This window comes from Streptomyces sp. NPDC096040, assembly GCF_040303265.1.
Classification (GTDB): domain Bacteria; phylum Actinomycetota; class Actinomycetes; order Streptomycetales; family Streptomycetaceae; genus Streptomyces.
Window position 1 is genome coordinate 351,388 of sequence record NZ_JBEOTA010000004.1, and the last position, 22,619, is coordinate 374,006.

A 22,619-nucleotide genomic window follows, 5' to 3' on the forward strand; every position below is an offset into this window, starting at 1 on the left:
AGCGCTGGTCAGCCGGTGATGACCGCCGCCACCCGCGTCCCCCGCCCCCACGCCCCTTCCGCGGCCAGCTCGACAAGCCCATACAGCAATTTGGCGACATACAACCGCTCCACCGCCATCCCGTGCCGGTCCTCGAAGTCCCTGGCGAAGTCCTGGAGTTCGGGTGTCGTCCGCGCGTACCCGCCGAAGTGGAACCGCCCGTCGAGCGACCACTCCCCTCGTCGCCCCCCGAACGCCTCCGTCTGGAGCCGCTCCGTCTCCCCTTCCAGGAACCCGCCCCTCAACACCGGCACCCCCAGCGCCCGCTGCCCCGTGCCCAGCCCGGCGGCGAGCCCGGCCAGCGTGCCCCCGGTTCCGCACGCGATCGCCACCACGTCGGCCCGTCCGCGCAACTCCTCGCCGAGGGCGCGGCATCCCCGTACCGCGGCGGCGTTGCTGCCGCCCTCCGGCACGACATACGCGTCCTCGGCTCCCGCCGCGCGCGCCAGAGCGGCCGGCACCCCCGGCTCGGTCTTGCGTCGGTACGTCGACCTGTCGACGAAGTGCAGACGCATGCCGTCGGCCGCGCACCGCGCCAGCGAGGGGTTCAGCGGCCGGGCGGCCAGTTCCTCGCCCCTGACCACCCCCACCGTGGGAAAACCGAGCAGGCGCCCCGCCGTGGCCGTCGCCCGCAGATGGTTGGAGTACGCCCCGCCGAAGGTGAGCACCGGCCGTCCGTCCGCCGCCTCGATGTTCGGGACCAGTTTGCGCCACTTGTTGCCGATCAGCTCCGGGTGGATCAGGTCGTCCCGCTTGAGGAGGAGCCGGACGCCGTGGCGGGCGAACCGGTCGTCGGCCAGCTCCTCAAGGGGGGACGGGAGCCGGGGGCTGAGTATGTCGGCGCTGGTCACGCCGTCATTGTCACCCGGGGCGCGCACAAGCGGTCACTTCAGGCGGTCCCGGACGCGCTCGCGCAGCCAGTCCATGGTGAAGCCGCGGGGGTCCACCTTGCCCGGCTGCCACTCCAGGTGGCCGATCACCGACCGCTCGGTCCAGCCGTGCCGCCGGCACACCGCCGCGGCCACCTTCTCGATCGCCTCCAGCTGGGCCTCGGGCCAGGGGTCCTCGCCGTCGCCCATGTTCTCGCACTCGAAGCCGTAGAAGTGCCGGTTGCCGTCCGTGTTCGCCTCGTTGTCCGGGGGCAGGGCCTTCTCGGCGATCACGGCGCGCAGCACGTCGTCGTCGCCCGGTCCCGCGTGGTTGGCGCGGCCGTGGCCGACCAGATGGACCGTGCCGTCCTTGGCGATGACGCCGTGGCACAGCGGGCCGGGGAGGTCGGGGCGGCCGTCGTAGCAGATCCGGACCGTGTGTTCGGTGCCGTGGGTCACCGTGTGGTGGATCATCACGCCGTGGACGGGGCCCCAGGGCCCCTTGTGGTTCCGGTTGTGTTCTCTCCACTCGCCGACCTCGACGACCGTGACGCCCTCGGTGCGCAACGCGTCGAGGAAGGCGTCCGCGGACATGGGTGGGGCCATGACCGCCTCCTTCGCTTTTGTGCTGGCTTGTACCGAACTTCTACAGAAGCCGGATGTCCGGGACCAGCTCCCACGAGGGTGTTCGGATGGCGTGCGAGCCGATCAGGACAAGTCGCCATATCGCGGGTCAGGTGAGTGGATATTCGCCCGGCATGCCCACTTGTTCGATGATCTATTCCCGCTCTTTCGGGTAATGGCACCAGCACGCTGCGTGATGACAGGGTGGTCGGCGAGACCGATGCGCGGGCAGTTCGGCGTCCGTGCAGGTATGGGAGGGCATTTCCTTATGTCGGTAGGCGAAGAGGTCCGCACGGATCAGGGCAAGCCGCAGCAGTCTCTGGACACCGCGGCCGCGCGGAACCTGGCCACCACGACCAAGTCCGCGCCCCAGATGCAGGAGATCAGCTCCCGCTGGCTGCTGCGGACGCTGCCCTGGGTCGATGTCCAGGGCGGCACGTACCGAGTGAACCGGCGGCTCACCTACACGGTCGGCGACGGCCGTATCACGTTCCTGAAGACCGGCGACCGTGTCGAGGTCATCCCCGCGGAGCTGGGCGAGCTGCCCATTCTGCGGTCGTACGAGGACCAGGAGGTGCTGGGGGAGCTGGCCCAGCGCTGCCGGCAGCGCGACTTCGCCGCGGGCGAGGTCATCGCCTCGTTCGGCAACCAGGCGGAGGAGGTCCACCTGCTGGCCCACGGCCGGGTCGAGAAGATCGGCACCGGCCCCTATGGCGACGACGCGGTGCTCGGCGTCCTCGCCGACGGCGCGCACTTCGGCGAGCAGGGCCTGATCGACCCGGACGCCATCTGGGAGTACACCGCCCGCGCGGACACGGCCTGCACCGTGCTGACCCTGTCCCGGCAGGACTTCGAGCAGGTCGCGGAGCGCGCCGACTCACTGCGCGAGCACCTTCAGCAGCTGCGCGCGATCCCCGAGCAGCGCACCAACAAGTACGGCGAGAAGGAGGTCGCTCTCGCGGCCGGCCACAGCGGCGAGCCCGAGATCCCGCACACCTTCGTCGACTACGAGGCCCGGCCGCGTGAGTACGAGCTGAGCATCGCCCAGACCGTGCTGCGCATCCACACCCGGGTGGCCGACCTCTACAACCAGCCGATGAACCAGACCGAGCATCAGCTGCGGCTCACCGTCGAGGCGTTGAAGGAGCGCCAGGAGCACGAGCTGATCAACAACTCGGAGTTCGGGCTGCTCAGCAACTGCCAGTACGACCAGCGGCTGCAGCCGCACGACGGCGTGCCCAGCCCGGACGACATGGACGAGCTGCTCAGCCGCCGGCGCGGCACCAAGCTCTTCCTCGCCCACCCGCGCGCGATCTCCGCCTTCGGGCGTGAGCTCAACAAGCGTGGACTGGTCCCCGAGTCCGTCGAGATCGGCGGCAACCGCATCCCGACCTGGCGCGGGGTCCCGATCTACCCGTGCAACAAGATCCCCGTCTCCGAGGCCCGGACCACCTCGATCATCGCCATGCGTACGGGCGAGGCGGACCAGGGCGTCATCGGGCTGCGCCAGTCCGGGATCCCCGACGAGATCGAGCCGAGCCTCTCGGTCCGCTTCATGGGCATCAACGAGCAGGCCATCATCAACTACCTGGTCACGGCCTACTACTCGGCGGCCGTCCTGGTCCCTGACGCGCTCGGCGTGCTGGAGAACGTCGAGATCGGCCGCTGGAGGTGACGTTTCCGCACTTGGCGGCCGTGTTCCCGCCCTCCGGGGCGGGTACATCCTCGGGGTACGTGCCGAGCCGGGGCGGAGACGCCACCGTTTGCGCACTCCGCGAGGGGGAGGCCATGACCGAGTTCGTGACGGAGCGGCAGCAGCGTGCCGCGGGGGCGCCGCCGGAGAGGCCCGAGTCCCTCGACGGGGCCGAGGCGGCGGCCGTCCTGGAGCGCGCCCGGGCGTCCGTCGACCCCGAACTGCACGCGGCCGTCGACTCGTTGCCCGGTTCGATGCGGCGGATCGCTCGCTACCACTTCGGGTGGGAGCACGCGGACGGCACCCCGGCGGCCGGCAACGCGGGCAAGGCCATCCGGCCCGCCCTCGTCCTCACCGCCGCCGACGCGCTCGGCGGACCGGGGGCCCGGGCGTCCGCCGTGCGGGCCGCGGCCGCCGTGGAGCTGGTGCACAACTTCACCCTGCTGCACGACGACGTCATGGACCGGGACACCTCCCGCAGGCACCGGCCCACGGCGTGGACCGTGTTCGGCGACGCCGACGCGATCCTCGCCGGGGACGCCCTCCAGGCGCTGGCCCTGCGGCTGCTCGCCGAGGACCCGCACCCGGCGTCCGGGGCCGCCGCCTCCCGGCTCGCCCAGTGCGTCATCGAACTGTGCGCCGGTCAGCACGCGGACACGGCCATGGAGGACCGGGCCCCCGGCGAGGTCACCCTCGACGAGGTGCTCGCCATGGCCGAGGCCAAGACCGGGGCGCTGCTCGGCTCCGCCTGCGCCCTGGGCGCGCTGTACGCGGGGGCGGGAGCGGAGGAGGTGGCGGCGCTCGACGGCTTCGGACGGCAGGCCGGGCTCGCCTTCCAGCTGATCGACGACATCATCGGGATATGGGGTGATCCACGGCGCACCGGCAAGCCGGCCGGCGCGGACCTGGCGGCCCGCAAGAAGTCCCTGCCGGTCGTCGCGGCCCTCACCTCCGGCACCCCGGCCGCGGGCGAACTCGCCGAGCTGTACGCCAAGCCGCGGGTGCGGGCCGACGCCGACGAGATCGCACGTACGGCACTGGCCGTGGAGCGGGCGGGCGGCCGCGACTGGGCGCAGGCCGAGGCGGCCGACCGGATGGCCCGGGCGATGCAGGAGCTCGCCCGTGCCGTACCCGACCCCGAGTCGGCCACAGGCCTGCTCGCGCTCGCCGAGTTCGTGACCCGGCGCAGCAGGTGAAGACCCCGGAGCCCCCGGGACCGCGCGGCTCCTGACCCCGCACGGCCCCCCGGGGGCTCCGGCCCGACGGGTCCCGCACATCCCCACGGCGTGCGGGGCCCGCCGACTTACGCCCCGGGAAGCGCGCGTTGGCAGGAAGCGCTGAACCCGGCCCCGGCCTACGCTGGGAGCATGGACAGCCAGGACCAGGTCTGTCCGGTCTGCGGACAGGCCGTCGAGAGTGTGGTGCGGCGCCACAAGACGCTGGGTGCCTGGGTTCCGGTCTGGGGGCCGGGGCCCTGCCGCAACCCCCACTGCGCCGAGTACGCCGGACCGCCGAGCCCGCGGGAGCAGCCACCGCCACCGCAGCAGCCGCCCGAATCCGCCGGGAGGAGATCCTGACCGGTGACGCGGTCCGCGCCGCCCGGCCGACGCCGTAACGTGATCACATGACCGGACTCCCGAACATCCTGCACATCACCGAGCGCGCCCTGTGGGAGGAGGCCCGTGCGCGGGGCACCTACGAGCTGTCCACCCGCGGGCGCACCCTCCAGGAGGAGGGCTTCATCCACTGCTCCACCCGCGACCAACTCCCGCGCATCGCCGCCTTCTTGTACGGCTCCTACGACGGCCCGGACGAACTGGTGGTGCTGGTCATCGACCCGGCCCGGGTCGGCGTACCAGTGAAGTGGGAGGCGGCGGAGCCGGGCGGCGAGGAGTTCCCGCACGTGTACGGGCCGGTGCCGGTCACGGCCGTGGTGGACGTGGAGCCCTGGGGCTAACCCCGGCTCGGGAGTCCGCCGGTCTCCGGGTCCCGGCCGGTCAGGCAGTAGACGCCGCCCGCCGGGTCCCGCATCACCGTCCAGTGCCGGCCGTCGGCCACGTGTACGGCGCCGAGTTCCTCGTGCCGGGCCCGGGTCGCCGCGATGTCCGCGCAGGCCAGATCGAGGTGGGCGGCGGTGGGTCGCTCGTCGTCCAGCCGCTGGAGCAGGATCCGCACGGGCAGCCCCGCCTGCGGCCTCAGCACCCGGAACTCCGGCAGCGAACCGGTCAGCAGTTCCCAGCCGGTCAGCTCCGCCCAGAACGCGGTCTCCGTCTCGTACGCGGACGGCGGGATGTCGAGGCTGACCTGGTCGAGCCGGCTGCCCGCGACGACCGGCGGCCGTACCGACTCCCCCTGCCAGGGCACCGCGCACCACAACTGCCCGGCGGGCGAACCCATTACGGCCCATCCCTCGTGCTCCGCGACCGGCTCGGCGCCGAGTTCCCGGGCGTGCCTCACCAGCCCCGGCACGTCCTCGACGCAGAGGTCCAGGTGGGCTCCGCCGGGGCCCGAGTCGACGCCCTGGAGCTTGACGCAGGCGTCGACGCCGGTGGCCGGCAGCAGCGTCACGAACTCGTCGTTCTCCCCGCGGGGTGCGGAGAGGAAGGTGCCGGTCACGGCCGTCCAGAACGCCTGGGCGGCGGCGAGGTGCGCGGCCGGGCGGTCGGCGAAGGCGTACGTCCAGCTGATGGTCATGGACGGGATCGTAGGGGTCCTAGTTGCCCCGGCGTTCCGTGAAACGGAGCAGGTTGCCCGCCGGGTCCCGGAACGCGCAGTCCCGTACGCCCCAGTGCTGGTCCGTCGGCTCCTGGATCACGTCACCGCCGTGTTCCCGCACCCGTTCGTACAGCGCGTCACAGTCGGTGGTGGAGAAGATCACCCCGCGCAGCATGCCCTTGGCGAGCAGTTCGGCCATGGCCTGCCGGTCGGCGGGGGAGGCGTCCGGGTTGGCGCCGGGCGGCTCCAGCACGATCTCCACGCCCGGCTGATGGGGCGACCCGACCGTCACCCACCGCATCCCCTCGAACGCCACGTCGTTGTGGACCTCCAGACCGAGGACGTCCCGGTAGAAGGCCAGGGCCTTGTCATGGTCGTCGACGGCGATGAAACACTGCGCGAGTTTTACGTCCATGGGGTCAGGCTAGGAGGAAACGGCCGGCCGTGCCGGGTCGGCTCACGACCTCAGCTCATGGCCCGGACGTAGGGGTCGTGGCCGGGGGGCGAGGTGGCCCGAGCGATGAGGGGCGGAACACAGAGGAGCACAGATGCCGCCCAGCCGGCCCTCGGCCGGGGCGTCCCCGGCCGAGGGCCGGCTGGCCGGCGAGGGCCGGCTCGCCTCGGAGCCAGTCGGCCAGGGACTCCGCGTCCGAGACCGGGTGGGGGCTCAGGACGGAGATGATTGCAGTTGCCACGTATCCCCCGATGCGTTCAATGGCCTCGTCGGACAACGGTGTTGACCTTGACGGCCAGTGCAGGGCCGGGGCAGCGCACAATGGCCTGGTCAGTACGGGCGGCGACGGGGCCGGGTGAAGGTACGGGCCACACAGGACGGGATCGCCGTGCTCTCCTCGTGGTCCCGCGCCCGGTACGCGCTCGGCGTCTCCCCGACCAGCTCGGTGAACCGCGAGCTGAAGGACCCCAGCGACGTACAGCCGACGGCCATGCACACCTCCGTCACCGTGAGGTCGCCGCGCCGCAGCAGCGCCTTGGCCCGTTCGACCCGGCGGGTCATGAGGTAGCTGTACGGCGTCTCACCGAAGGCCTTGCGGAAGCTGCGCTGGAAGTGTCCCGGCGACATGAGGGCCGTCCGCGCGAGCTCGGTCATGTCGAGCGGTTCGGCGTACTCGCGGTCCATGCGGTCGCGCGCCCGGCGCAGCCGCCTCAGGTCCTCCACGGTCATGGCCCCAGCATGGCATGCACACCGCGCACACGGACCGGTTGTGTTCTTGAACCTTCGTTTACCTCCGGTTCTCATGCAATTGGCTCGCACTTGTTCGCATAAAAGAATGGACCACTTCACGTTCCTCGTGGCGGTCGTCATCGTCACGGCACTTGCTTTCGACTTCACCAATGGGTTCCATGACACGGCGAACGCGATGGCCACGTCCATCGCCACGGGTGCGCTCAAACCGAAGACGGCTGTCCTGATCAGCGGGGTACTGAACCTGGTCGGAGCCTTCCTCTCCACGGAGGTCGCCAAGACGATCTCCGGCGGCATTGTGGACGACGCCAAGGTGACTCCAGCGATGATCTTCGCGGGGCTCGTGGGTGCGATCCTGTGGAATCTGCTGACCTGGCTGGTCGGACTGCCCTCCAGTTCCTCGCACGCCCTGTTCGGCGGGCTGATCGGCGCGGTGTGGGTCGGTGCGGGCTCGGGCGCCGTGCACTTTGACAAGGTTGTCGAGAAGATCCTGATCCCCGCCGTGGCCTCGCCGGTCGTGGCGGGCGTCGCCGCTCTGATCGCCACGTACCTCGCCTACCGGCTCACCGCCCGCGGCCGCGCGGACTCCGTCACCCGGGGCTTCCGGCTCGGGCAGATCGGCTCCGCCTCGCTGGTCTCGCTCGCGCACGGAACGAACGACGCACAGAAGACCATGGGCATCATCACGCTGGCCCTGATCTCCACGGGCGCGCTCAGCCACGACGCGGGCCCGCCGGTCTGGGTGATCTTCAGCGCCGGTCTCGCCATCGCCCTCGGCACCTACATCGGCGGCTGGCGGATCATCCGCACGATGGGCAAGGGGCTGACCGAGATCCAGTCCCCGCAGGGCTTCGCGGCGGAGACGGCCTCCACGGCGGTCATCCTGACCTCCGCCCACCTCGGCTTCGCCCTCTCCACCACACAGGTCGCCTCCGGCTCGATCCTCGGCGCGGGCCTCGGCCGGCGTCTCGCGGAGGTCCGCTGGGGCGTGGCGGGCCGCATGGTGGCCGCCTGGCTGATCACGCTGCCCTGCGCCGCGCTGGTCGGCGGCGTCTCCGCGGCCACGGTCAAGCACGGCGGCAACTTCGGCACGGTCGTGGTCGCGCTGGTCGGCGCGGCGCTCGCGACCGGCATCGTCATCCTGTCGCGCCGCAACCCGGTCCGCGCCGACAACGTCAACGACCACCACGAGGTCGCCATCCGCACCCCGGCACCGAGCAACGTCGGCACCGCCGCCTGAGACACGGGAGTACCGCACAATGAGTATCGACTGGACCGCACTCGGGCAGGTCACCGCGGTGAGCATCGGCGTTACAGTCGCAGTGGTGGTCGTCTTCGCCCTCGGTGTCCTCGGGCTCGCCCGTTACGAGGGTGCCAGGGAGCAGGGCGGCACCAGCACCGTGGGCGCCGCCCAGGCAGGGCTCTGCTTCCTCGCCTGTGTTGCGGTGGTGGCGTACAGCATCTACCTGATCGTGCCGCAGTTCCACTGACCCGCTACCCCACTGAGCCGCTGAGGAGGACTGGATGACGACGCCGGACCTGCTGTCCGACCTGGCCGACCTGGCCGACCTGAAGGTCGACTACAGCGACCCGGACGACCCCGTACTCATCCGCCCGGACGGGTCCCCGATCGAGACCTGGCGGGAGAACTACCCGTACCCGCAGCGCATGGAGCGCAAGGAGTACGAGTGGCACAAGCGGCTCCAGCAGATCGAACTGCTGAAGCTGCAGACCTGGATCAAGGAGACGGGACGCCGGATAGTCATCGTCTTCGAGGGACGGGACGCGGCCGGCAAGGGCGGCACCATCAAGCGCTTCACGGAGCACCTGAACCCCCGTGGTGCGCGCGTGGTGGCACTGGAGAAGCCCACGGAACGCGAGAGCGGCCAGTGGTACTTCCAGCGCTACGTCGAACACCTCCCGACGGCCGGTGAGATAGTCCTCTTCGACCGGTCCTGGTACAACCGGGCCGGCGTCGAGCGGGTCATGGGCTTCTGCTCGGACGACGAGTACCGGCGCTTCATGCGCCAGGCGCCGCTGTTCGAGCGGATGCTGGTGGACGACGGGGTGGACCTGGTGAAGTTCTGGTTCTCGGTCTCGCAGGGCGAGCAGCGGACCCGCTTCACCATCCGCCAGGTCGACCCGGTGCGGCAGTGGAAGCTCAGCCCGATGGACCTGGCCTCGCTGGACCGCTGGGACGACTACACGGCCGCGAAGGTCGCGATGTTCCGGGAGACGGACACCGAGTACGCCCCCTGGACGGTGGTCAAGAGCAACGACAAGAAGCGCGCCCGCGTCGAGGCCATGCGCAGCGTCCTGGCCCGCTTCGACTACGCCAACAAGGACGAGGAGGTCGTCGGCAGCCCGGACCCGCGGATAGTGGGTGCGGCGGCGGGCCTCCTGGAGGTCGGCGAGGACGACCACGACGGCCGTCACTGAATCCGACGGGCATGGCAGAGGCCGACCGGATCTCCGGTCGGCCTCTTTGCTTCGATTTGCTTCGGCTTGCTTCTGGAATCGGATGGACACGGCTCGGCACGGTGCCCCAGGCTCTTCCGCATGATTCGTGCCGCCACCGAGAACGACGTCGCCGAGATCCACACGATGATCCGCGAACTCGCCGAGTACGAACAGGCCCTGGAACAGGCCCGGGCCACCGAGGAGCAGCTGCGCGAGGCGCTGTTCGGCCCCCATCCCGCCGCCTACGCCCTGATCGCCGAGGACGACACCACGGGCGAGGTCGTGGGCTACGCCCTGTGGTTCCCACGCTTCTCGACCTGGACCGGCACCCGGGGCATGCACCTGGAGGACCTCTACGTACGGTCGCAGGCCCGCGGCGGGGGACATGGCAGGGCCCTGCTCGCCTCCCTCGCCACGCTCTGCCTGCGCAGCGGCTACGAGCGCTTCGAGTGGTGGGTCCTCACCTGGAACGAACCGGCGATCGACTTCTACAAGTCGCTCGGCGTGGAGTTCCTGGACGAGTGGCGGGTATGCCGCCTGACCGGCACCCCGCTCAAGAACCTGGCTGCTGCTGCCTCGTAGGTATCGTCGTCGAACTCCCCGTCGAGGAGCGACATCGGGCCGCGCGGCACCGTACGCGCAAGGCGCTCAGTGGTCTTCGGGCCAGTTGGTTTCCTCGATCTCCGTCAGCAGCGCCTCACGCTGCCGAGGAGGCAGCGATTCGCCGTTGACGCTGTGCATGCCCCAGCGGATGGGGCAGGGCCCTTCATGGCCCGGGTCGGGGCGCAGGATCTCCGAGATCCGGTCCATCAGCTCCTCGTGCTGGGCCGCCGTGGCGATCAGTGCGATCTGCACCTGCCAGAGCCCGGGCTGCTCCGCAGGGTCTTGCGTGGGGTCGGGCACGACGGCTGTCCTCGTCTCGTGGAGTCTCCTGGAGCCTGCGGCCGGGCAGAAAAGACCGCACCCGGTCCGCCATGGACGCCGTTCTCGGCGGCCAGCGGACCGGGTGCGGCCAGGTGGACCGGAAGGTCAGGCCTTCTTGGTCTCCCAGAAGATCTTGTCGATCTCGGCGATGAGCTCCAGGGCCTTCTCGCCGGTCTTCGGGTCCGTGGACGCCTTGGCGGCGGACAGGGCCTTCAGGGTGTCGTTGACCAGCTGGTGCAGCTGCGGGTACTTCTCGAAGTGCGGGGGCTTGAAGTAGTCGCTCCAGAGGACCGACACGTGGTGCTTGGCGAGCTCGGCGCGCTGCTCCTTGATGACGGTGGCGCGAGCCTGGAAGTGCGGGTCGTCGTTGGCGGCCATCTTTTCCTGGATGGCCTTCACCGACTCCGCCTCGATGCGGGCCTGGGCCGGGTCGTACACACCGCAGGGCAGGTCGCAGTGCGCGCTGACCTTGACCTTGGGGGCAAACAGGCGGGAAAGCATGGAGCATTCCTTCCTCGTGATCGTCTTCTCAGGTGGGACATTACTCCCTGGGCAGCCTGATTTCGCGAGTGCCCCCATGGGCTTAGGACAAAAGTCCAGGGTCAGACTGAGACTGGTGGAGGAACGGACCGGGGAGGTGCCGGCGATGCCGGAGCTGTCGCAGGAGACCGAGCGGGGGAGGGGCGCCGCGCCCTTCGGACTGGCCGAGGTGACCGGCCCGTCGATGGTGCCCACGCTCTACCAGGGGGATCAGCTCCTGGTCTGGTACGGGGCCCGGGTGAGGGCCGGTGACGTCGTCGTCCTGCGTCACCCTTTCCAGCAGGACCTGCTGGTCGTCAAACGGGCCGTGGAGCTGCGCGAGGGCGGCTGGTGGGTGCTCGGGGACAACGCGTACGCGGGCGGGGACAGCACGGACTACGGGACCGTGCCGGAGGAGCTGATCCTCGGCCGCGCCCTGTTCCGCTGGCGGCCGCGCAAGGCCGGTCAGCGTTCGCCGCTGGCGCTGGCAGGCTGGGCGCTCGCGGCTGCCCGCCCGGTGCTCGCCGACCGCTCCGGCCGGTCGGGCCGGTCCGCCTCCAGGCGTTTGCGGGCCCGGTAGGCGGCCACGTTGGCCCTGGTCGCGCAGCGGTCCGAGCAGTAGCGCCGGGAGCGGTTGGTGGAGGTGTCGAGGTAGGCGTTGCGGCACGGCGCCGCCTCGCACAGGCCGAGCCGGTCGACGCCGTACTCGGTGAGATGGAAGGCCAGGCCCATCGCCGCGATCGCCGCATAGCCCGCGGTGGCGTTGGAGGGGTGGTCCGCCAGGTGCATGTGCCACAGCGGGCGGCCGTCCTCGTCCCGGTGGTCGTGGCCGGAGATCTGCGGCGACACCGGGAATTCGAGCAGCAGTGAGTTCAGCAGGTCCACGGCCAGCGTCTCGTCGCCCTGGTCGGCCGCCTCGAAGACCGCGCGCAGCCGGGCCCGCACCGAGCGGAAGCGGGTGACATCGGCGTCGGTGGTGCGGCGGGCCGCCGACGCGTTGACCCCGAAGAGGCCGCGGACGGCCTCGACCGAGGTCAGGGAGTCCTTGCCCCGGGCCGGTTCCTCGCTGTTGACGAGTCGGACGGCGTAATCCGAGTAATAGGCCAGTTCCACTTGTAGTCCTTACGGGGGTGCTCTACGGTCAGTGGTGCGGTCGGGTAACAGCCGGTCGTACTTCCAGGGTATTACGGGACTTGTGCGGTGGAGGGTTGCCATGACAGACGCGCAGACGACCACGACCGGGGCCGACTGGGGCGCCTGGCAGAAGAGCTGGGACCGTCAGCAGGAGTGGTACATGCCGGACCGCGAGGAACGCTTCCGGATCATGCTCGACATGGTCGAGGCGCTCGTCGGTACGGCCCCTCGGGTCCTGGATCTGGCGTGCGGCACCGGAAGCATCACCGCCCGGCTGCTCGCCCGCTTCCCGGAGGCGGTGAGCGTCGGAGTCGACCTCGACCCGGCCCTCCTCGCCATCGCCGAGGGCACCTTCGCGGGCGACGACCGGGTCACGTTCGTCACCGCCGACCTCAAGGACCCCGAGTGGCTCACGAGGCTGCCGTACGACTCGTACGACGCCGTTCTCACCGCCACGGCCCTGCACTGGCTGCACAGCGAACCCCTCGCGGCCCTCTACGGTCAGGTCGCGGAACTCGTTCGCGACGGCGGTGTCTTCATGAACGCGGACCACATGATCGACGACAGCACGCCCCGGATCAACGCGGCGGAACGGGCACAGCGGCATCGTCGTATGGATCAGGCCAAGGAGTCGGGGGCGCTCGACTGGGCCGAGTGGTGGCAGCTGGCCGCGCAGGATCCGGCGCTGGCCGGGCCGACGGCCCGCCGGTTCGAGATCTACGGCGAGCACGCCGAAGGCGACATGCCCTCGCCGGCCTGGCACGCGCGCGTGTTGCGGGAGAAGGGGTTCGGGGAGGCCCGGGCGGTGTGGTGCTCGCCGTCGGACACGCTGCTGCTCGCGGTCAAGTAGCGCCGAGGGGGCGGTAGGAGCATGCCGAAGGGGCGGTACGAGCATCCTCGTACCGCCCCTTTCGCGTCGTACCGCGCCTTCGCGTCGCGCCGCGGAACCGTCGTACTCGCTACAGCACCTTCGACAGGAACGACTTCGTCCGGTCGTGCTGCGGGTCGGTCAGTACGTCGCGCGGGTGGCCGGACTCGACCACCACGCCGTCGTCCATGAAGACCAGGCTGTCGCCGACCTCGCGGGCGAAGCCCATCTCGTGGGTGACGACGATCATCGTCATGCCGTCCTCGGCCAGGTCCCGCATCACGTCCAGGACCTCGCCGACCAGCTCCGGGTCGAGCGCGGAGGTCGGCTCGTCGAAGAGCATCAGCTTGGGCTGCATGGCGAGCGCGCGGGCGATCGCGACGCGCTGCTGCTGGCCGCCGGAGAGCTGCGCCGGGTAGTGGCCCTTGCGGTCACCGAGGCCCACCCGGTCCAGGAGCCGCTCCGCGCGTTCCCGTGCCACCGCCCTGGACTCGCGCTTGACCTGGACCGGCGCCTCCATGACGTTCTCCAGGGCCGTCATGTGCGGGAAGAGGTTGAAGCGCTGGAACACCATGCCGATGTCCCGCCGCTGCGCCGCGACCTCCTTCTCCTTCAGCTCGTAGAGCTTGTCGCCGTGCTGGCGGTAGCCGACCAGGTGGCCGTCGACGTACAGGCGGCCGGCGCTGATCTTCTCCAGGTGGTTGATGCACCGCAGGAACGTGCTCTTGCCGGAGCCGGACGGGCCGATCAGGCAGAACACCTCGCGCGGCAGCACCTCCAGGTCGATGCCCTTGAGGATGTGCGCCGGCCCGAACGACTTGTGCACGCCTTCGGCCCTGACCATCGGCGCGCTGCTGCTCGGCGGGGTGATGTCCTTGGCGAGACCGGTCATCGGGCCACCTCCGGGCGGCGGAACGAACCGAACAGTCGGAGGTTCTTCTTCAGACGCTGGAACGGCGTCGGTGGCAGGCTGCGCGTCGAACCGCGGGCGTAACGGCGCTCGAGGTAGTACTGGCCGACGCTGAAGACGCTGGTGAGGATCAGGTACCAGATCGACGCGACGAAGTACATCTCGACCACCGCCAGCGAGGTGCTGGAGATGTCCTGGGCGCGCTTGATCAGTTCGTTGAACTGCACCGCGTACGCCAGCGACGAGGTCTTGAGCATGTTGATGAACTCGTTGCCGGTCGGCGGCACGATCACGCGCATCGCCTGCGGCAGGATCACCCGGCGCAGTGTCTGCCCGCTGGTCATGCCCAGCGCGTGCGAGGCCTCGGTCTGGCCCTCGTCGACCGACTGGATGCCGGCCCGGACGATCTCCGACATGTACGCGGCCTCGTTCAGGCCGAGACCCAGCAGCGCCGCCAGGAACGGCGTCATGACCTGGTTCATCTCGTCCTTGTAGAACCCCAGGTTGAGGATGGGGAACACGAGGGACAGGTTGTACCAGAGCAGCAGCTGCACCAGCACCGGGGTACCGCGGAAGAACCAGACGTACAGCCACCCCACGGTGCTGGTGACCGGGTTCGAGGACATCCGCATCACCGCGAGGATGATGCCGAGTACCAGGCCCAGGACCATCGCGAGCACCGAGATGTACAGCGTGTGCCAGACGCCGGACAGGATGGTCCCGTCCGTGAGGTAGTCCGGGATGATGCTGTAGTTGATGTTCGCGTTGGAGAAGGCGATACCGATCAGCACCAGGACGGCGATGACGGCGGCGCCCGCCACCCAGCGGCCGTAATGACGCACCGGGATGGCCTTGATCTGCTCCGGCGGCACCGACGGCGCCGGAGTCTTGTCGACCGTGTCAGTCACAGTGACAGCCCTTCAGTCGTGCCCGAGGCCGTTCAGGAGCCGCCGTTGATCTTCGCCTCGGTGACCGCGCCCTGCGTCACGTTCCACTTCGCCAGGATCTTCTGGTAGTCGCCGTTCTTGATGATCGCGTTCACGGCGGCCTGGAGGGCGTCACGCAGCTGGGTGTTCTCCTTGGTGACGGCGATGCCGTAGGGGCCGGCCTCGATCTGGTCGCCGACGACCTCGAAGTCCTTTCCGCCACCGGAGGTCTTGGCGTTGTAGGCCGCGACCGGGAAGTCGTTCAGGTCGGCGACGGACGCGCCCTGCTTGAGACGGAGCAGCGCCTCGGGGTCCGTGTCGAAGGTCTGCAGGGTGATGGCCTTCTTGCCGTCCTTCGTACACTTCGTGCTCTGCGTCTTGGCGATGCCCTCGGATGTGGTGCCCTGCTGCAGGGCGACGACCTGGCCGCACAGGTCGTCCAGGGTCTTGATGCCCTTGGGGTTGCCCTTCTGGACGAGGATCGAGGTGCCGGCGGTGAAGTAGTCGACGAAGTCGGCGCCGTTGCCGGCCTTCTTGCCGGTGTCGGAGTCGATGCCGTTCTGGCGGTCCTTGGTGTCGTTCATCGCCGACATGACCATGTCGAACCGCTTGGACTGCAGGCCCACGATGAGCTGGTCGAACTTGCCGTTCTGGAAGTCGAACTTCACACCCAGCTGCTTGCCCAGCGCCTCCGCGATGTCCGGGTCGACACCGACGGCCTTGCCGCTCTGCATGTACTCGACCGGCGGGTAGGCGATGTCGGAGCCCACCTTGATCACACCGGCCTTGCGGATGTCGTCCGGCAGCTTGCTCGCCAGCGGGGCCGAGGACGACGAGGAGGAGCCGGTGTCGCTGCCCTTGTCCGTATGGTCACCGCAGCCGGTGAGTATCAGGGCGCCTGCGACCGCGATCGCACCGAACGCTGCGGTCCTGGAGCGCGCGACAGTGGTACGACGGGTTGAGCTTGCGGTCATGGTGGGTTCCTCCGGCGGTGGGTTGAACAAGCCGATATACCGATGTGCCCGATATGTCGATATGCCGATGGGTCGACGGAAACACACACCATCGGGTGTCGCGACCTCGTGGGTTTACGGCATCCTGCCATTGGGATTGCTCCGTTCAGTCGTGTCACCATGTCAAAATCGGATAACGGGTGACCCCCGTGACACGTCAGGTCGGGCCCTCCGCAGCCCGTCGGCCCCGCACATCTGCGGGAATTCCACCTTCCGGCCGGAGGATCTTCGGTTCATCCCCGGTTCATCTCGCGATGTCGGCACGGCCGGTGTGCGGCTCTTCGTGCCCGCCCTTTCGAGCCCTTCGTCGTGTCGGCCTCGTGCGACACGTCGCGGTCGCCTGCCGGCCACCCGCCCGCTCATCTGTCGGTTACCTACGACATCCGTGATGTGACCTTGCGCCTATTCGACTCGTCGCGGGAGCGCTCCGTCCGGTAAGAAGGGTCTTTACACCCCTCATCCGGGGCTCAGGGCGCGTGTGCGGCGCGCCCGTCGCGCAGGTGCTCGTACGTGCCACTCGTACGTATCAGTGATCGGGCCCTGCGCGGTGCCCGTCCACTTCCTCACCGGGAGTGGCTGACCCTCAACCATGCATACCTAAGGGGTAAGACAAGTGGCAGCGGAGATCGTCAATCCTCGCAGCGACAGCAGGCCGGGCAATTCGGACCAGGACGGCGGGGCCGAGCCCCTCGATTCCATCGATCCGGCTTTCGCGCTGCACCGCGGCGGCAAGATGGCCGTGCAGGCCACCGTGCCGATCCGTGACAAGGACGACCTTTCCCTCGCGTACACGCCCGGAGTCGCGCGCGTGTGCACCGCGATCGCGGAACAGCCCGAGCTGGTCAACGACTACACATGGAAGTCGTCCGTCGTGGCCGTCGTCACCGACGGCACGGCCGTGCTCGGCCTCGGGGACATCGGCCCCGAGGCCTCCCTCCCCGTGATGGAGGGCAAGGCGATCCTCTTCAAGCAGTTCGGCGGCGTGGACGCGGTCCCGATCGCCCTCGACTGCACCGACGTCGACGAGATCGTGGAGACCGTCGTCCGGCTCGCCCCGTCCTTCGGCGGGGTCAACCTGGAGGACATCTCGGCACCGCGGTGCTTCGAGATCGAGCGCAAGCTCCAGGAGCGCGTCGACATCCCGGTCTTCCACGACGACCAGCACGGTACGGCCGTCGTGACGCTGGCGGCGCTGCGGAACGCGGCGCGGCTCAGCCGCCGGGAGATCGGTCAGCTGCGGGCGGTGATCTCGGGCGCCGGCGCGGCCGGGGTCGCGATCGCCAAGATGCTGGTCGAGGCCGGCATCGGGGATGTCGCCCTGGCGGACCGCAAGGGCATCATCTCGGTGGACCGTGACGACCTCACCGACGTCAAGCGCGAGGTCGCCGGCTTCACCAACAAGGCCGGGCTCAAGGGCACCTTGGAGGACGCGCTGGCCGGCGCCGACGTCTTCATCGGCGTCTCCGGCGGTACGGTCCCGGAGGAGGCCGTCGCCTCGATGGCCGAGGGCGCGTTCGTGTTCGCCATGGCCAACCCGAACCCGGAGGTGCACCCCGACGTCGCCCACAAGTACGCGGCGGTCGTGGCGACCGGGCGGTCGGACTTCCCGAACCAGATCAACAACGTGCTGGCGTTCCCCGGGATCTTCGCGGGCGCGCTCCAGGTGCGGGCCTCCCGGATCACCGAGGGGATGAAGATCGCGGCGGCGGAGGCGCTGGCGTCGGTCGTCGGCGACGATCTTGCCGCCGACTATGTCATTCCGTCGCCGTTCGACGAGCGGGTCGCTCCAGCCGTGACCGCGGCGGTGGCCGCGGCTGCGCGGGCCGAAGGCGTTGCCCGGCGGTAACTCGTGTGGCCCCGCCCGCTCGGGCGGGGCCATTTCTTTACCCATTCGCCCATCCGTTCGGGTGGTCACGGGGTGACCGTCGCCCTGAGCCGCGAGTGTCACAGCCCGCGCCCCTGACGGTGCGCTGTGCGCAAGAGGGGATGTGTCACAGCGGCCCCCGGTTTCGCCCTCGGCCCCGGGAACCTATCGTCGGCCCTATGTTCGCCGTCTACGCCGCCCGAATCGACCGCGACCAGCCGCTCTCCGGCCTTGAGTTGGGGGAGCGTCCCGCCCCCGAGGCCCGCCCCGGCTGGAGTACCGTCGATGTCCGGGCCGCCTCCCTCAACCATCACGACCTCTGGTCCCTGCGCGGCGTCGGTCTCCCGGAGGACCGGCTGCCGATGATCCTCGGCTGTGACGCCGCAGGTGTCGACGCGGACGGCAACGAGGTCGTCCTGCACTCCGTGATCGGCCAGACCGGACACGGTGTCGGGCCCGACGAGCCCCGCTCCATCCTCACCGAGCGCTACCAGGGCACCTTCGCCGAGCAGGTCGCCGTACCCACCTGGAACCTCCTGCCCAAGCCCCGGGAACTGTCCTTCGCGGAGGCCGCCTGTCTGCCCACCGCCTGGCTGACGGCGTACCGGATGCTGTTCACCAACGCGGGTGTACGTCCCGGTGACTCGGTCCTGGTGCAGGGCGCGGGCGGCGGGGTCGCCACGGCCGCGATCGTGCTCGGCAAGGCCGCGGGGCTGCGGGTCTTCGCCACCAGCCGGGACGAGGCGAAGCGGAAGCGGGCCCTGGAACTGGGCGCCGTCGAGGCGGTGGAACCGGGAGCCCGGCTGCCGCAGCGTGTGGACGCCGTGATCGAGACCGTCGGCGCCGCCACCTGGTCCCATTCGGTGAAGTCCCTGCGTCCCGGCGGCACCGTCGTCATCTCCGGCGCCACCAGCGGCGACCGGCCCTCGCACGCCGAGCTGACCCGGATCTTCTTCCTCGAGCTGAAGGTCGTGGGTTCGACGATGGGGACCAAGGACGAGCTGGAGGACCTGCTCGCCTTCTGTGCCGCCACCGGAGTACGCCCGGTCATCGACGAGCTGCTTCCGCTCGACCGCGCCCGCGAGGGCTTCGAACGGCTGGAGTCCGGGGACCAGTTCGGGAAGATCGTTCTGACCAACTCCTGAGCGGAGAGGACCAACTCCCGAGCGGGGAGAGAAGCAACTCCTGAGCGGGAGGCGGACGGGCAGCGGGCGGGCCGGGTGAGGCCGGCCCGCTTTCGCCCGCCCGTTCCTCAGGGCTTCGGGCCGCGCAGCAGCACTCCGATGCGGGCCGCCGCCGTCGACAGGTGGCGGCGGGTGTCGCTGAGCTGCTCCGCGGTGACTCCGTGGTCGCGGGCCGCATCGCGGATGTCGTCGCGGAAGCGGTCCAGGAGCCGGTCCAGGTCGCGGGCCGGGTCGCCGGTGCCGGTCTCGTCGCCGTGTGCCCACTCCGGGACGTACTGTGCCGGGAAGTCCTCCGGGGTCTGCGAGTAGTCCGCGGTCGGTGTCGGGGCCGGCTTGTGCAGGTCCGGGCCGGTTCCGGGCTGCGGCTCGGGGCGGCCGCCACCGCCGAAGGGGAAGTCCTTGCCGAAGTCCTTGCCGAACTCCTTACCGAAGTCCTTGCCGTAGTCCTTTCCGAACTCCCCGAACTCCTTCGCGAGTTCGGTCAGGCCCTCACGGACCCCCGTCGGCCAGTCACCACGTGCGAAGTGGTCCTGGACGTGGTCCTGCACCCGGCGGGCGATGCGCTGCATCTCCTCCTGTGCCTGGGCGCGGGCCCGGGCCTGGGCCTCCTGCGCCTGCCGGCGGGCCCGCTGGGCCTCGTCACGGGCCCGGCGGCTCTCGTCCTTGGCGCGGCGGGCCTGCTCCTTCCACTCCTGCTTGACGCGCCGCATCTCCTCCTTTGCGGCCCGCCAGGACTCCTTGTCACCGAGGTCGCCGAAGTCCCCGCCCCCCGTGCCGCTGCCACGCCGGGCCTCGGTGGCGGCCGCCCGCACCTCGCGGCGCAGATCGCCGGCCGCGCCGCGGACGTCGGCCCTTATCTCGGCGGCCAGCTCGGCCACCGACTCGCGGATCTCCAGCTCCAGGTCGGCCAACTCGCCACTGCGGTCGGCCAGTTCGGCGCGGCCGGCGTCCGTGATGGCGTAGACCTTGCGGCCGCCCTCGGTGGTGTGCGTGACCAGGCCCTCGGCCTCCAGCTTGGCGAGGCGGGGGTAGACGGTGCCCGCCGACGGGGCGTACAGGCCCTGGAAGCGTTCTTCGAGCAGGCGGATCACCTCGTAGCCGTGGCGTGGGGCCTCGTCCAGCAGTTTGAGGAGGTAGAGGCGGAGGCGGCCGTGGGCGAAGACGGGAGGCATCTCAGAGCACCTTCTTGTCGGTCGTACCGTCGGCCGGGGCTGCGGACCCGGACCCGGACGCGGACCTGGACCCGGACTCGGACTCGGAACCGGAGGCGGTGGCCGGGCCCGTCGGCCCGGCCTCCCAGGCCTCCTTCTCCTCGTCCTCCTTGGGTGGGCGGCGCAGCAGGGCGATGGAACCGGAGACCGTGGTGGCGCGGAGCTTGCCGTTGCCCGCGCCGAGGCGGCCGGTGATCTTGTGGGCGCCCCACTGGCCGTGCACCCGCAGTCCGTCGAAGGCGTTGGAGATCGTGCCGCTCGCGGTGTTGGCCTCGACCTCGGCGTCGGCCGGATGCGGCAGCCGGATGGCGATCTCGCCGGAGACACTGGTCAGCCGGACGTCCGTCGGGCCGTCCGGATCCAGGTCGATGATCATGGAGCCGCTGACCGAGTCGGCGCGCACGGCGGAGCCCGAGCCCTCGACGACGGTCAGGTCCCCGGAGACGGAGTTGAACCGCAGGTCACCGGTGACGGCCTGGGCCTCCAGGTTCCCGGAGACGGTGTCCGCGCGGACCTCGCCGGAGAGGCCGACCAGGGTCGTGTCACCGGTGACGCCCTTGACCACCGCCGTGCCGCTGATCCCGGAGACGACCGCGGCGGCGCCGACCACGCCCACCTCCACGCGGGTGTCCGCCGGGACGGCGAGCGAGACGACAGCGCTGCGCCGCCAGCCCTTGCGGTCGAGCCACTTGAGGAAGCCCTTCCAGGGCAGGTCCTCGTAGGCCACGGTGAGGGTGCCGCCCTCGTGGGTGACGAGCAGGGGTGGGCCCTCGATCGCGGAGACTTCCAGGCGGGCGGAACCCTCGTCCGTGCCCACGACGTTGACTGTTCCGTTGACGACGCGCACGTGCAGATCGCTCACGGGGGTGTCGAAGGTGAGCTTCCTGGGCTCAGCGACGGACCACTCGGACATGGTGCGGACCTCCCTCGGCCGGGCATGACGGCTGAACACGGGACGCGCATGCACGGCTCGCGCCATATCGCGTCTTCCATAAACACGATATATCGTGGCCGCCGGAAGTCAAGGCACCCTTCGGGGTGAGCGGACGGGCGCGGGATTGACTTCATTGCGGCCCGGCGGGCCCTATATCGGGCGCTAAGGGAACTAATTGCCTAACGTGTGTCCATGCCGACCGACGAATCGAACGCTGTGTCCCGGTCCGCGTACGTCCCCGCCCCCGGTGCCCTGCTGCTGTGCCGGGCCGACCCCGGCTCCGTCGCCCCGCTCGCCCCTCTCCTGCGCGAACGGATGCTGCTGACCGGGGCCGGTGAGTGGAGCGTCCTCGTGCCCGAGGGCCGGCCGTGGCTGCGCGGGGGCGAGCCCGTCGACCGCGTCCTGACCGGCTGGGCCACCGCGCTCGCCGTGGGTTCCGGGTGGCCGGTACTGGCGCTGTGGTGGGACGCCGACCGAGCCGGCTACACGCTCGTGTCCGGCTTCCGCCGCCCGGTCGGCTATGTCTGGCTCGCCGACGGCACACCGGCGGGGGAGAGCGAGGCGATGCGCACGTTCGCCGCGCGGCTGGGTCTCGACCCGGTTCTCGACGCGCGGTCCCTGGACCGGCTGACCGTGCCGGATCCGGGCGTCGACGCACACGCGCGCCTGCGCGGGCTGATCGCGGTCCTCACGCGCGTGGGGGTGCAGCTGCGGGAGGGCCTGGCGCCGGGGCGGTCGGCGGACCACCTCCGCGAGGCGGTTGCCACCGGGGCCGACGTGAAATACGTCGACGGTGTCGGAGACGGCGAGGCGGAGGGCGGGACACCGAGGGCACACCGGCTGGCCTTGGCCGAGGTGGCCGTGGGGGCGCCGGTCGCCGCGTGGGGGGTGCGGCGGCGCAGTGTGGGGTGGGCTGTGGTGGGGGCGGTGCTGATGGTGCATGGTGTGCTGGAGTTGTCGTACGAGACGGTGTTCCCGCGGGATTGACCGACCGGGGGGCTCAAGTCCGTACGTGGGCTGCGGGCCGGTGGGGGCTTGCCGTACGTGGGCTGCGGGCCGGTGGGGGGCTTGCCGTGCTTCGGCTGCGGGCCGGTGGGGGTTCGCCGCGCAGTTCCCCGCGCCCCTTACGGGGCGCTCTGCCCACTCGGTATCTTCCCCGCGCGCCCCTGATGGGGCTGCCCCCCGGCGTCCGGGGGCGCCTACTCCTCGTCCTCGTCGTCCAGCCGGGCCAGCCAGGTCGCCAGCCGCTCCACCGGGACCTCGAAGTCGGGGTTCAGGTCGACGAAGGTGCGGAGCTGTTCCGCGAGCCACTCGAAGGTGATCTCTTCCTCGCCGCGCCGCTTCTCCAGCTCCTCGATGCCTCGGTCGGTGAAGTACATGGGTTTGCTCTCCTGCGTACATGTGTGGGTGCCCGGTGATGCGCGCCTACCAGCCTAGAAGGCTGCTGAAAATCTTGTTGTTGGGGCTGTCCGGCCGTGGGCCGGGCGGCCCTTTTCGCTATGCGGTGGCTGGGGTGAGGTGCCAGGTG

27 protein-coding genes are annotated in these 22,619 nt (G+C 70.3%); 13 read left to right on the forward strand and 14 right to left on the reverse strand.

The annotated features are described in order from the left end of the window. Window positions 1–8 precede the first annotated feature (8 nt). A complete protein-coding gene (locus ABTY98_RS07135) occupies window positions 9–890 on the reverse strand; it encodes a 1-aminocyclopropane-1-carboxylate deaminase/D-cysteine desulfhydrase (RefSeq protein ID WP_352219853.1) in 882 nt (293 codons plus the stop codon). Between the two features lie 33 nt (window positions 891–923). Further along, entirely contained in the window at window positions 924–1,514 is a 591-nt protein-coding gene (locus tag ABTY98_RS07140) for an N-acetylmuramoyl-L-alanine amidase (RefSeq protein ID WP_352219854.1), read from the reverse strand. Window positions 1,515–1,800: 286 nt separating this feature from the next. Between ABTY98_RS07140 and ABTY98_RS07145 the strand changes: the two genes are divergently transcribed. The 4 genes from ABTY98_RS07145 (at window position 1,801) to ABTY98_RS07160 (ending at window position 5,182) form a co-directional block, all read left to right on the forward strand. Beyond that, window positions 1,801–3,207, forward strand: coding sequence for a family 2B encapsulin nanocompartment shell protein (locus ABTY98_RS07145; protein ID WP_352219855.1), 1,407 nt, complete (start codon window positions 1,801–1,803; stop codon window positions 3,205–3,207). A gap of 113 nt (window positions 3,208–3,320) precedes the next feature. Beyond that, a complete protein-coding gene (locus ABTY98_RS07150; RefSeq protein ID WP_352219856.1) occupies window positions 3,321–4,421 on the forward strand; it encodes a family 2 encapsulin nanocompartment cargo protein polyprenyl transferase in 1,101 nt (366 codons plus the stop codon). Window positions 4,422–4,592: 171 nt separating this feature from the next. Next, window positions 4,593–4,802, forward strand: a complete 210-nt coding sequence (locus ABTY98_RS07155; protein ID WP_352219857.1) for a hypothetical protein — start codon at window positions 4,593–4,595, stop codon at window positions 4,800–4,802. A 47-nt stretch (window positions 4,803–4,849) separates the two neighbouring features. Next, on the forward strand, window positions 4,850–5,182 hold the full coding sequence (locus ABTY98_RS07160; protein WP_352219858.1) for a DUF952 domain-containing protein: 333 nt from the start codon (window positions 4,850–4,852) through the stop codon (window positions 5,180–5,182). On the opposite strand, the gene ABTY98_RS07165 is transcribed toward ABTY98_RS07160, so the two are convergent. From ABTY98_RS07165 to ABTY98_RS07175, 3 genes are all read right to left on the reverse strand, one after another. Further along, entirely contained in the window at window positions 5,179–5,919 is a 741-nt protein-coding gene (locus tag ABTY98_RS07165; protein WP_352219859.1) for a VOC family protein, read from the reverse strand. The two genes, ABTY98_RS07160 and ABTY98_RS07165, sit on opposite strands and share 4 nt — an antisense overlap. Window positions 5,920–5,938: 19 nt before the next feature. Next, window positions 5,939–6,355, reverse strand: a complete 417-nt coding sequence (locus ABTY98_RS07170) for a VOC family protein (protein ID WP_352219860.1) — start codon at window positions 6,353–6,355, stop codon at window positions 5,939–5,941. 369 nt (window positions 6,356–6,724) lie between these two features. Beyond that, entirely contained in the window at window positions 6,725–7,123 is a 399-nt protein-coding gene (locus ABTY98_RS07175; RefSeq protein WP_352219861.1) for a helix-turn-helix transcriptional regulator, read from the reverse strand. A 106-nt stretch (window positions 7,124–7,229) separates the two neighbouring features. On the opposite strand from ABTY98_RS07175, the gene ABTY98_RS07180 reads away from it, so the two are divergent. The 4 genes from ABTY98_RS07180 (at window position 7,230) to ABTY98_RS07195 (ending at window position 10,186) form a co-directional block, all read left to right on the forward strand. Beyond that, entirely contained in the window at window positions 7,230–8,384 is a 1,155-nt protein-coding gene (locus ABTY98_RS07180) for an inorganic phosphate transporter (protein ID WP_352219862.1), read from the forward strand. 19 nt (window positions 8,385–8,403) lie between these two features. Continuing rightward, window positions 8,404–8,634: a hypothetical protein gene (locus ABTY98_RS07185; protein ID WP_352219863.1), complete on the forward strand. Its 231-nt coding sequence runs from the start codon at window positions 8,404–8,406 to the stop codon at window positions 8,632–8,634. 34 nt (window positions 8,635–8,668) lie between these two features. Then, the gene (ppk2, locus tag ABTY98_RS07190) at window positions 8,669–9,583 is read left to right on the forward strand and encodes a polyphosphate kinase 2 (protein ID WP_352219864.1); all 915 of its coding nucleotides are present in this window, start codon (window positions 8,669–8,671) and stop codon (window positions 9,581–9,583) included. Between the two features lie 120 nt (window positions 9,584–9,703). Further along, a complete protein-coding gene (locus tag ABTY98_RS07195) occupies window positions 9,704–10,186 on the forward strand; it encodes a GNAT family N-acetyltransferase (protein ID WP_352219865.1) in 483 nt (160 codons plus the stop codon). Window positions 10,187–10,252: 66 nt separating this feature from the next. On the opposite strand, the gene ABTY98_RS07200 is transcribed toward ABTY98_RS07195, so the two are convergent. Beyond that, window positions 10,253–10,507, reverse strand: coding sequence for a hypothetical protein (locus ABTY98_RS07200; RefSeq protein WP_352219866.1), 255 nt, complete (start codon window positions 10,505–10,507; stop codon window positions 10,253–10,255). 126 nt (window positions 10,508–10,633) lie between these two features. Then, window positions 10,634–11,029 carry a superoxide dismutase, Ni gene (gene sodN / locus ABTY98_RS07205; protein ID WP_352219867.1) on the reverse strand — a complete coding sequence of 132 codons (396 nt, stop codon included), beginning with the start codon at window positions 11,027–11,029 and terminating at the stop codon, window positions 10,634–10,636. A 145-nt stretch (window positions 11,030–11,174) separates the two neighbouring features. Between sodN and sodX the strand changes: the two genes are divergently transcribed. Beyond that, window positions 11,175–11,627 carry a nickel-type superoxide dismutase maturation protease gene (gene sodX / locus ABTY98_RS07210; protein ID WP_352219897.1) on the forward strand — a complete coding sequence of 151 codons (453 nt, stop codon included), beginning with the start codon at window positions 11,175–11,177 and terminating at the stop codon, window positions 11,625–11,627. Here sodX and ABTY98_RS07215 read toward each other — a convergent pair. Next, window positions 11,513–12,160, reverse strand: coding sequence for a CGNR zinc finger domain-containing protein (locus ABTY98_RS07215; protein WP_352219868.1), 648 nt, complete (start codon window positions 12,158–12,160; stop codon window positions 11,513–11,515). The genes sodX and ABTY98_RS07215 overlap by 115 nt on opposite strands. A gap of 100 nt (window positions 12,161–12,260) precedes the next feature. On the opposite strand from ABTY98_RS07215, the gene ABTY98_RS07220 reads away from it, so the two are divergent. Then, a complete protein-coding gene (locus ABTY98_RS07220) occupies window positions 12,261–13,031 on the forward strand; it encodes a class I SAM-dependent methyltransferase (RefSeq protein ID WP_352219869.1) in 771 nt (256 codons plus the stop codon). A 109-nt stretch (window positions 13,032–13,140) separates the two neighbouring features. Here ABTY98_RS07220 and ABTY98_RS07225 read toward each other — a convergent pair whose 3' ends face one another. The 3 genes from ABTY98_RS07225 to ABTY98_RS07235 are packed head-to-tail and all read right to left on the reverse strand — an operon-like array spanning window position 13,141 to window position 15,859. Further along, window positions 13,141–13,941 (reverse strand): amino acid ABC transporter ATP-binding protein, encoded by an 801-nt coding sequence (locus ABTY98_RS07225; RefSeq protein WP_352219870.1) that lies wholly within the window; start codon window positions 13,939–13,941, stop codon window positions 13,141–13,143. Further along, window positions 13,938–14,867 (reverse strand): amino acid ABC transporter permease, encoded by a 930-nt coding sequence (locus ABTY98_RS07230; protein WP_352219871.1) that lies wholly within the window; start codon window positions 14,865–14,867, stop codon window positions 13,938–13,940. The genes ABTY98_RS07225 and ABTY98_RS07230 overlap by 4 nt, the downstream gene beginning before the upstream one ends. Window positions 14,868–14,899: 32 nt before the next feature. Beyond that, the gene (locus ABTY98_RS07235) at window positions 14,900–15,859 is read right to left on the reverse strand and encodes an ABC transporter substrate-binding protein (protein ID WP_352219872.1); all 960 of its coding nucleotides are present in this window, start codon (window positions 15,857–15,859) and stop codon (window positions 14,900–14,902) included. A gap of 652 nt (window positions 15,860–16,511) precedes the next feature. On the opposite strand from ABTY98_RS07235, the gene ABTY98_RS07240 reads away from it, so the two are divergent. Together ABTY98_RS07240 and ABTY98_RS07245 are read left to right on the forward strand one after the other, a co-directional pair. Further along, window positions 16,512–17,744: an NAD(P)-dependent malic enzyme gene (locus ABTY98_RS07240; protein ID WP_352219873.1), complete on the forward strand. Its 1,233-nt coding sequence runs from the start codon at window positions 16,512–16,514 to the stop codon at window positions 17,742–17,744. A 197-nt stretch (window positions 17,745–17,941) separates the two neighbouring features. Then, window positions 17,942–18,907, forward strand: a complete 966-nt coding sequence (locus ABTY98_RS07245; protein WP_352219874.1) for a zinc-binding dehydrogenase — start codon at window positions 17,942–17,944, stop codon at window positions 18,905–18,907. A gap of 107 nt (window positions 18,908–19,014) precedes the next feature. Here the strand turns inward: ABTY98_RS07245 and ABTY98_RS07250 are convergent, their stop codons facing one another. Next, the gene (locus ABTY98_RS07250) at window positions 19,015–20,118 is read right to left on the reverse strand and encodes a PadR family transcriptional regulator (RefSeq protein WP_352219875.1); all 1,104 of its coding nucleotides are present in this window, start codon (window positions 20,116–20,118) and stop codon (window positions 19,015–19,017) included. Window position 20,119: 1 nt separating this feature from the next. Next, window positions 20,120–21,070 (reverse strand): DUF4097 family beta strand repeat-containing protein, encoded by a 951-nt coding sequence (locus ABTY98_RS07255; RefSeq protein ID WP_352219876.1) that lies wholly within the window; start codon window positions 21,068–21,070, stop codon window positions 20,120–20,122. 213 nt (window positions 21,071–21,283) lie between these two features. Between ABTY98_RS07255 and ABTY98_RS07260 the strand changes: the two genes are divergently transcribed. After that, complete coding sequence (locus ABTY98_RS07260; RefSeq protein ID WP_352219877.1) at window positions 21,284–22,078, forward strand: hypothetical protein; 795 nt, start codon at window positions 21,284–21,286, stop codon at window positions 22,076–22,078. Window positions 22,079–22,290: 212 nt separating this feature from the next. On the opposite strand, the gene ABTY98_RS07265 is transcribed toward ABTY98_RS07260, so the two are convergent. Continuing rightward, window positions 22,291–22,470 (reverse strand): DUF6104 family protein, encoded by a 180-nt coding sequence (locus ABTY98_RS07265; protein WP_152776632.1) that lies wholly within the window; start codon window positions 22,468–22,470, stop codon window positions 22,291–22,293. Window positions 22,471–22,619 lie beyond the last annotated feature (149 nt).

Coding starts and splice junctions, on each gene's coding strand:
- ABTY98_RS07140 (WP_352219854.1), bottom strand. CDS start 1,514: ATGGCCCCACCCATGTCCGCGGACGCCTTCCTCGACGCGTTGCGCACC.
- ABTY98_RS07145 (WP_352219855.1), top strand. CDS start 1,801: ATGTCGGTAGGCGAAGAGGTCCGCACGGATCAGGGCAAGCCGCAGCAG.
- ABTY98_RS07150 (WP_352219856.1), top strand. CDS start 3,321: ATGACCGAGTTCGTGACGGAGCGGCAGCAGCGTGCCGCGGGGGCGCCG.
- ABTY98_RS07155 (WP_352219857.1), top strand. CDS start 4,593: ATGGACAGCCAGGACCAGGTCTGTCCGGTCTGCGGACAGGCCGTCGAG.
- ABTY98_RS07160 (WP_352219858.1), top strand. CDS start 4,850: ATGACCGGACTCCCGAACATCCTGCACATCACCGAGCGCGCCCTGTGG.
- ABTY98_RS07165 (WP_352219859.1), bottom strand. CDS start 5,919: ATGACCATCAGCTGGACGTACGCCTTCGCCGACCGCCCGGCCGCGCAC.
- ABTY98_RS07170 (WP_352219860.1), bottom strand. CDS start 6,355: ATGGACGTAAAACTCGCGCAGTGTTTCATCGCCGTCGACGACCATGAC.
- ABTY98_RS07175 (WP_352219861.1), bottom strand. CDS start 7,123: ATGACCGTGGAGGACCTGAGGCGGCTGCGCCGGGCGCGCGACCGCATG.
- ABTY98_RS07180 (WP_352219862.1), top strand. CDS start 7,230: ATGGACCACTTCACGTTCCTCGTGGCGGTCGTCATCGTCACGGCACTT.
- ABTY98_RS07185 (WP_352219863.1), top strand. CDS start 8,404: ATGAGTATCGACTGGACCGCACTCGGGCAGGTCACCGCGGTGAGCATC.
- ppk2 (WP_352219864.1), top strand. CDS start 8,669: ATGACGACGCCGGACCTGCTGTCCGACCTGGCCGACCTGGCCGACCTG.
- ABTY98_RS07195 (WP_352219865.1), top strand. CDS start 9,704: ATGATTCGTGCCGCCACCGAGAACGACGTCGCCGAGATCCACACGATG.
- sodN (WP_352219867.1), bottom strand. CDS start 11,029: ATGCTTTCCCGCCTGTTTGCCCCCAAGGTCAAGGTCAGCGCGCACTGC.
- sodX (WP_352219897.1), top strand. CDS start 11,175: ATGCCGGAGCTGTCGCAGGAGACCGAGCGGGGGAGGGGCGCCGCGCCC.
- ABTY98_RS07220 (WP_352219869.1), top strand. CDS start 12,261: ATGACAGACGCGCAGACGACCACGACCGGGGCCGACTGGGGCGCCTGG.
- ABTY98_RS07225 (WP_352219870.1), bottom strand. CDS start 13,941: ATGACCGGTCTCGCCAAGGACATCACCCCGCCGAGCAGCAGCGCGCCG.
- ABTY98_RS07235 (WP_352219872.1), bottom strand. CDS start 15,859: ATGACCGCAAGCTCAACCCGTCGTACCACTGTCGCGCGCTCCAGGACC.
- ABTY98_RS07245 (WP_352219874.1), top strand. CDS start 17,942: ATGTTCGCCGTCTACGCCGCCCGAATCGACCGCGACCAGCCGCTCTCC.
- ABTY98_RS07250 (WP_352219875.1), bottom strand. CDS start 20,118: ATGCCTCCCGTCTTCGCCCACGGCCGCCTCCGCCTCTACCTCCTCAAA.
- ABTY98_RS07255 (WP_352219876.1), bottom strand. CDS start 21,070: ATGTCCGAGTGGTCCGTCGCTGAGCCCAGGAAGCTCACCTTCGACACC.
- ABTY98_RS07260 (WP_352219877.1), top strand. CDS start 21,284: ATGCCGACCGACGAATCGAACGCTGTGTCCCGGTCCGCGTACGTCCCC.
- ABTY98_RS07265 (WP_152776632.1), bottom strand. CDS start 22,470: ATGTACTTCACCGACCGAGGCATCGAGGAGCTGGAGAAGCGGCGCGGC.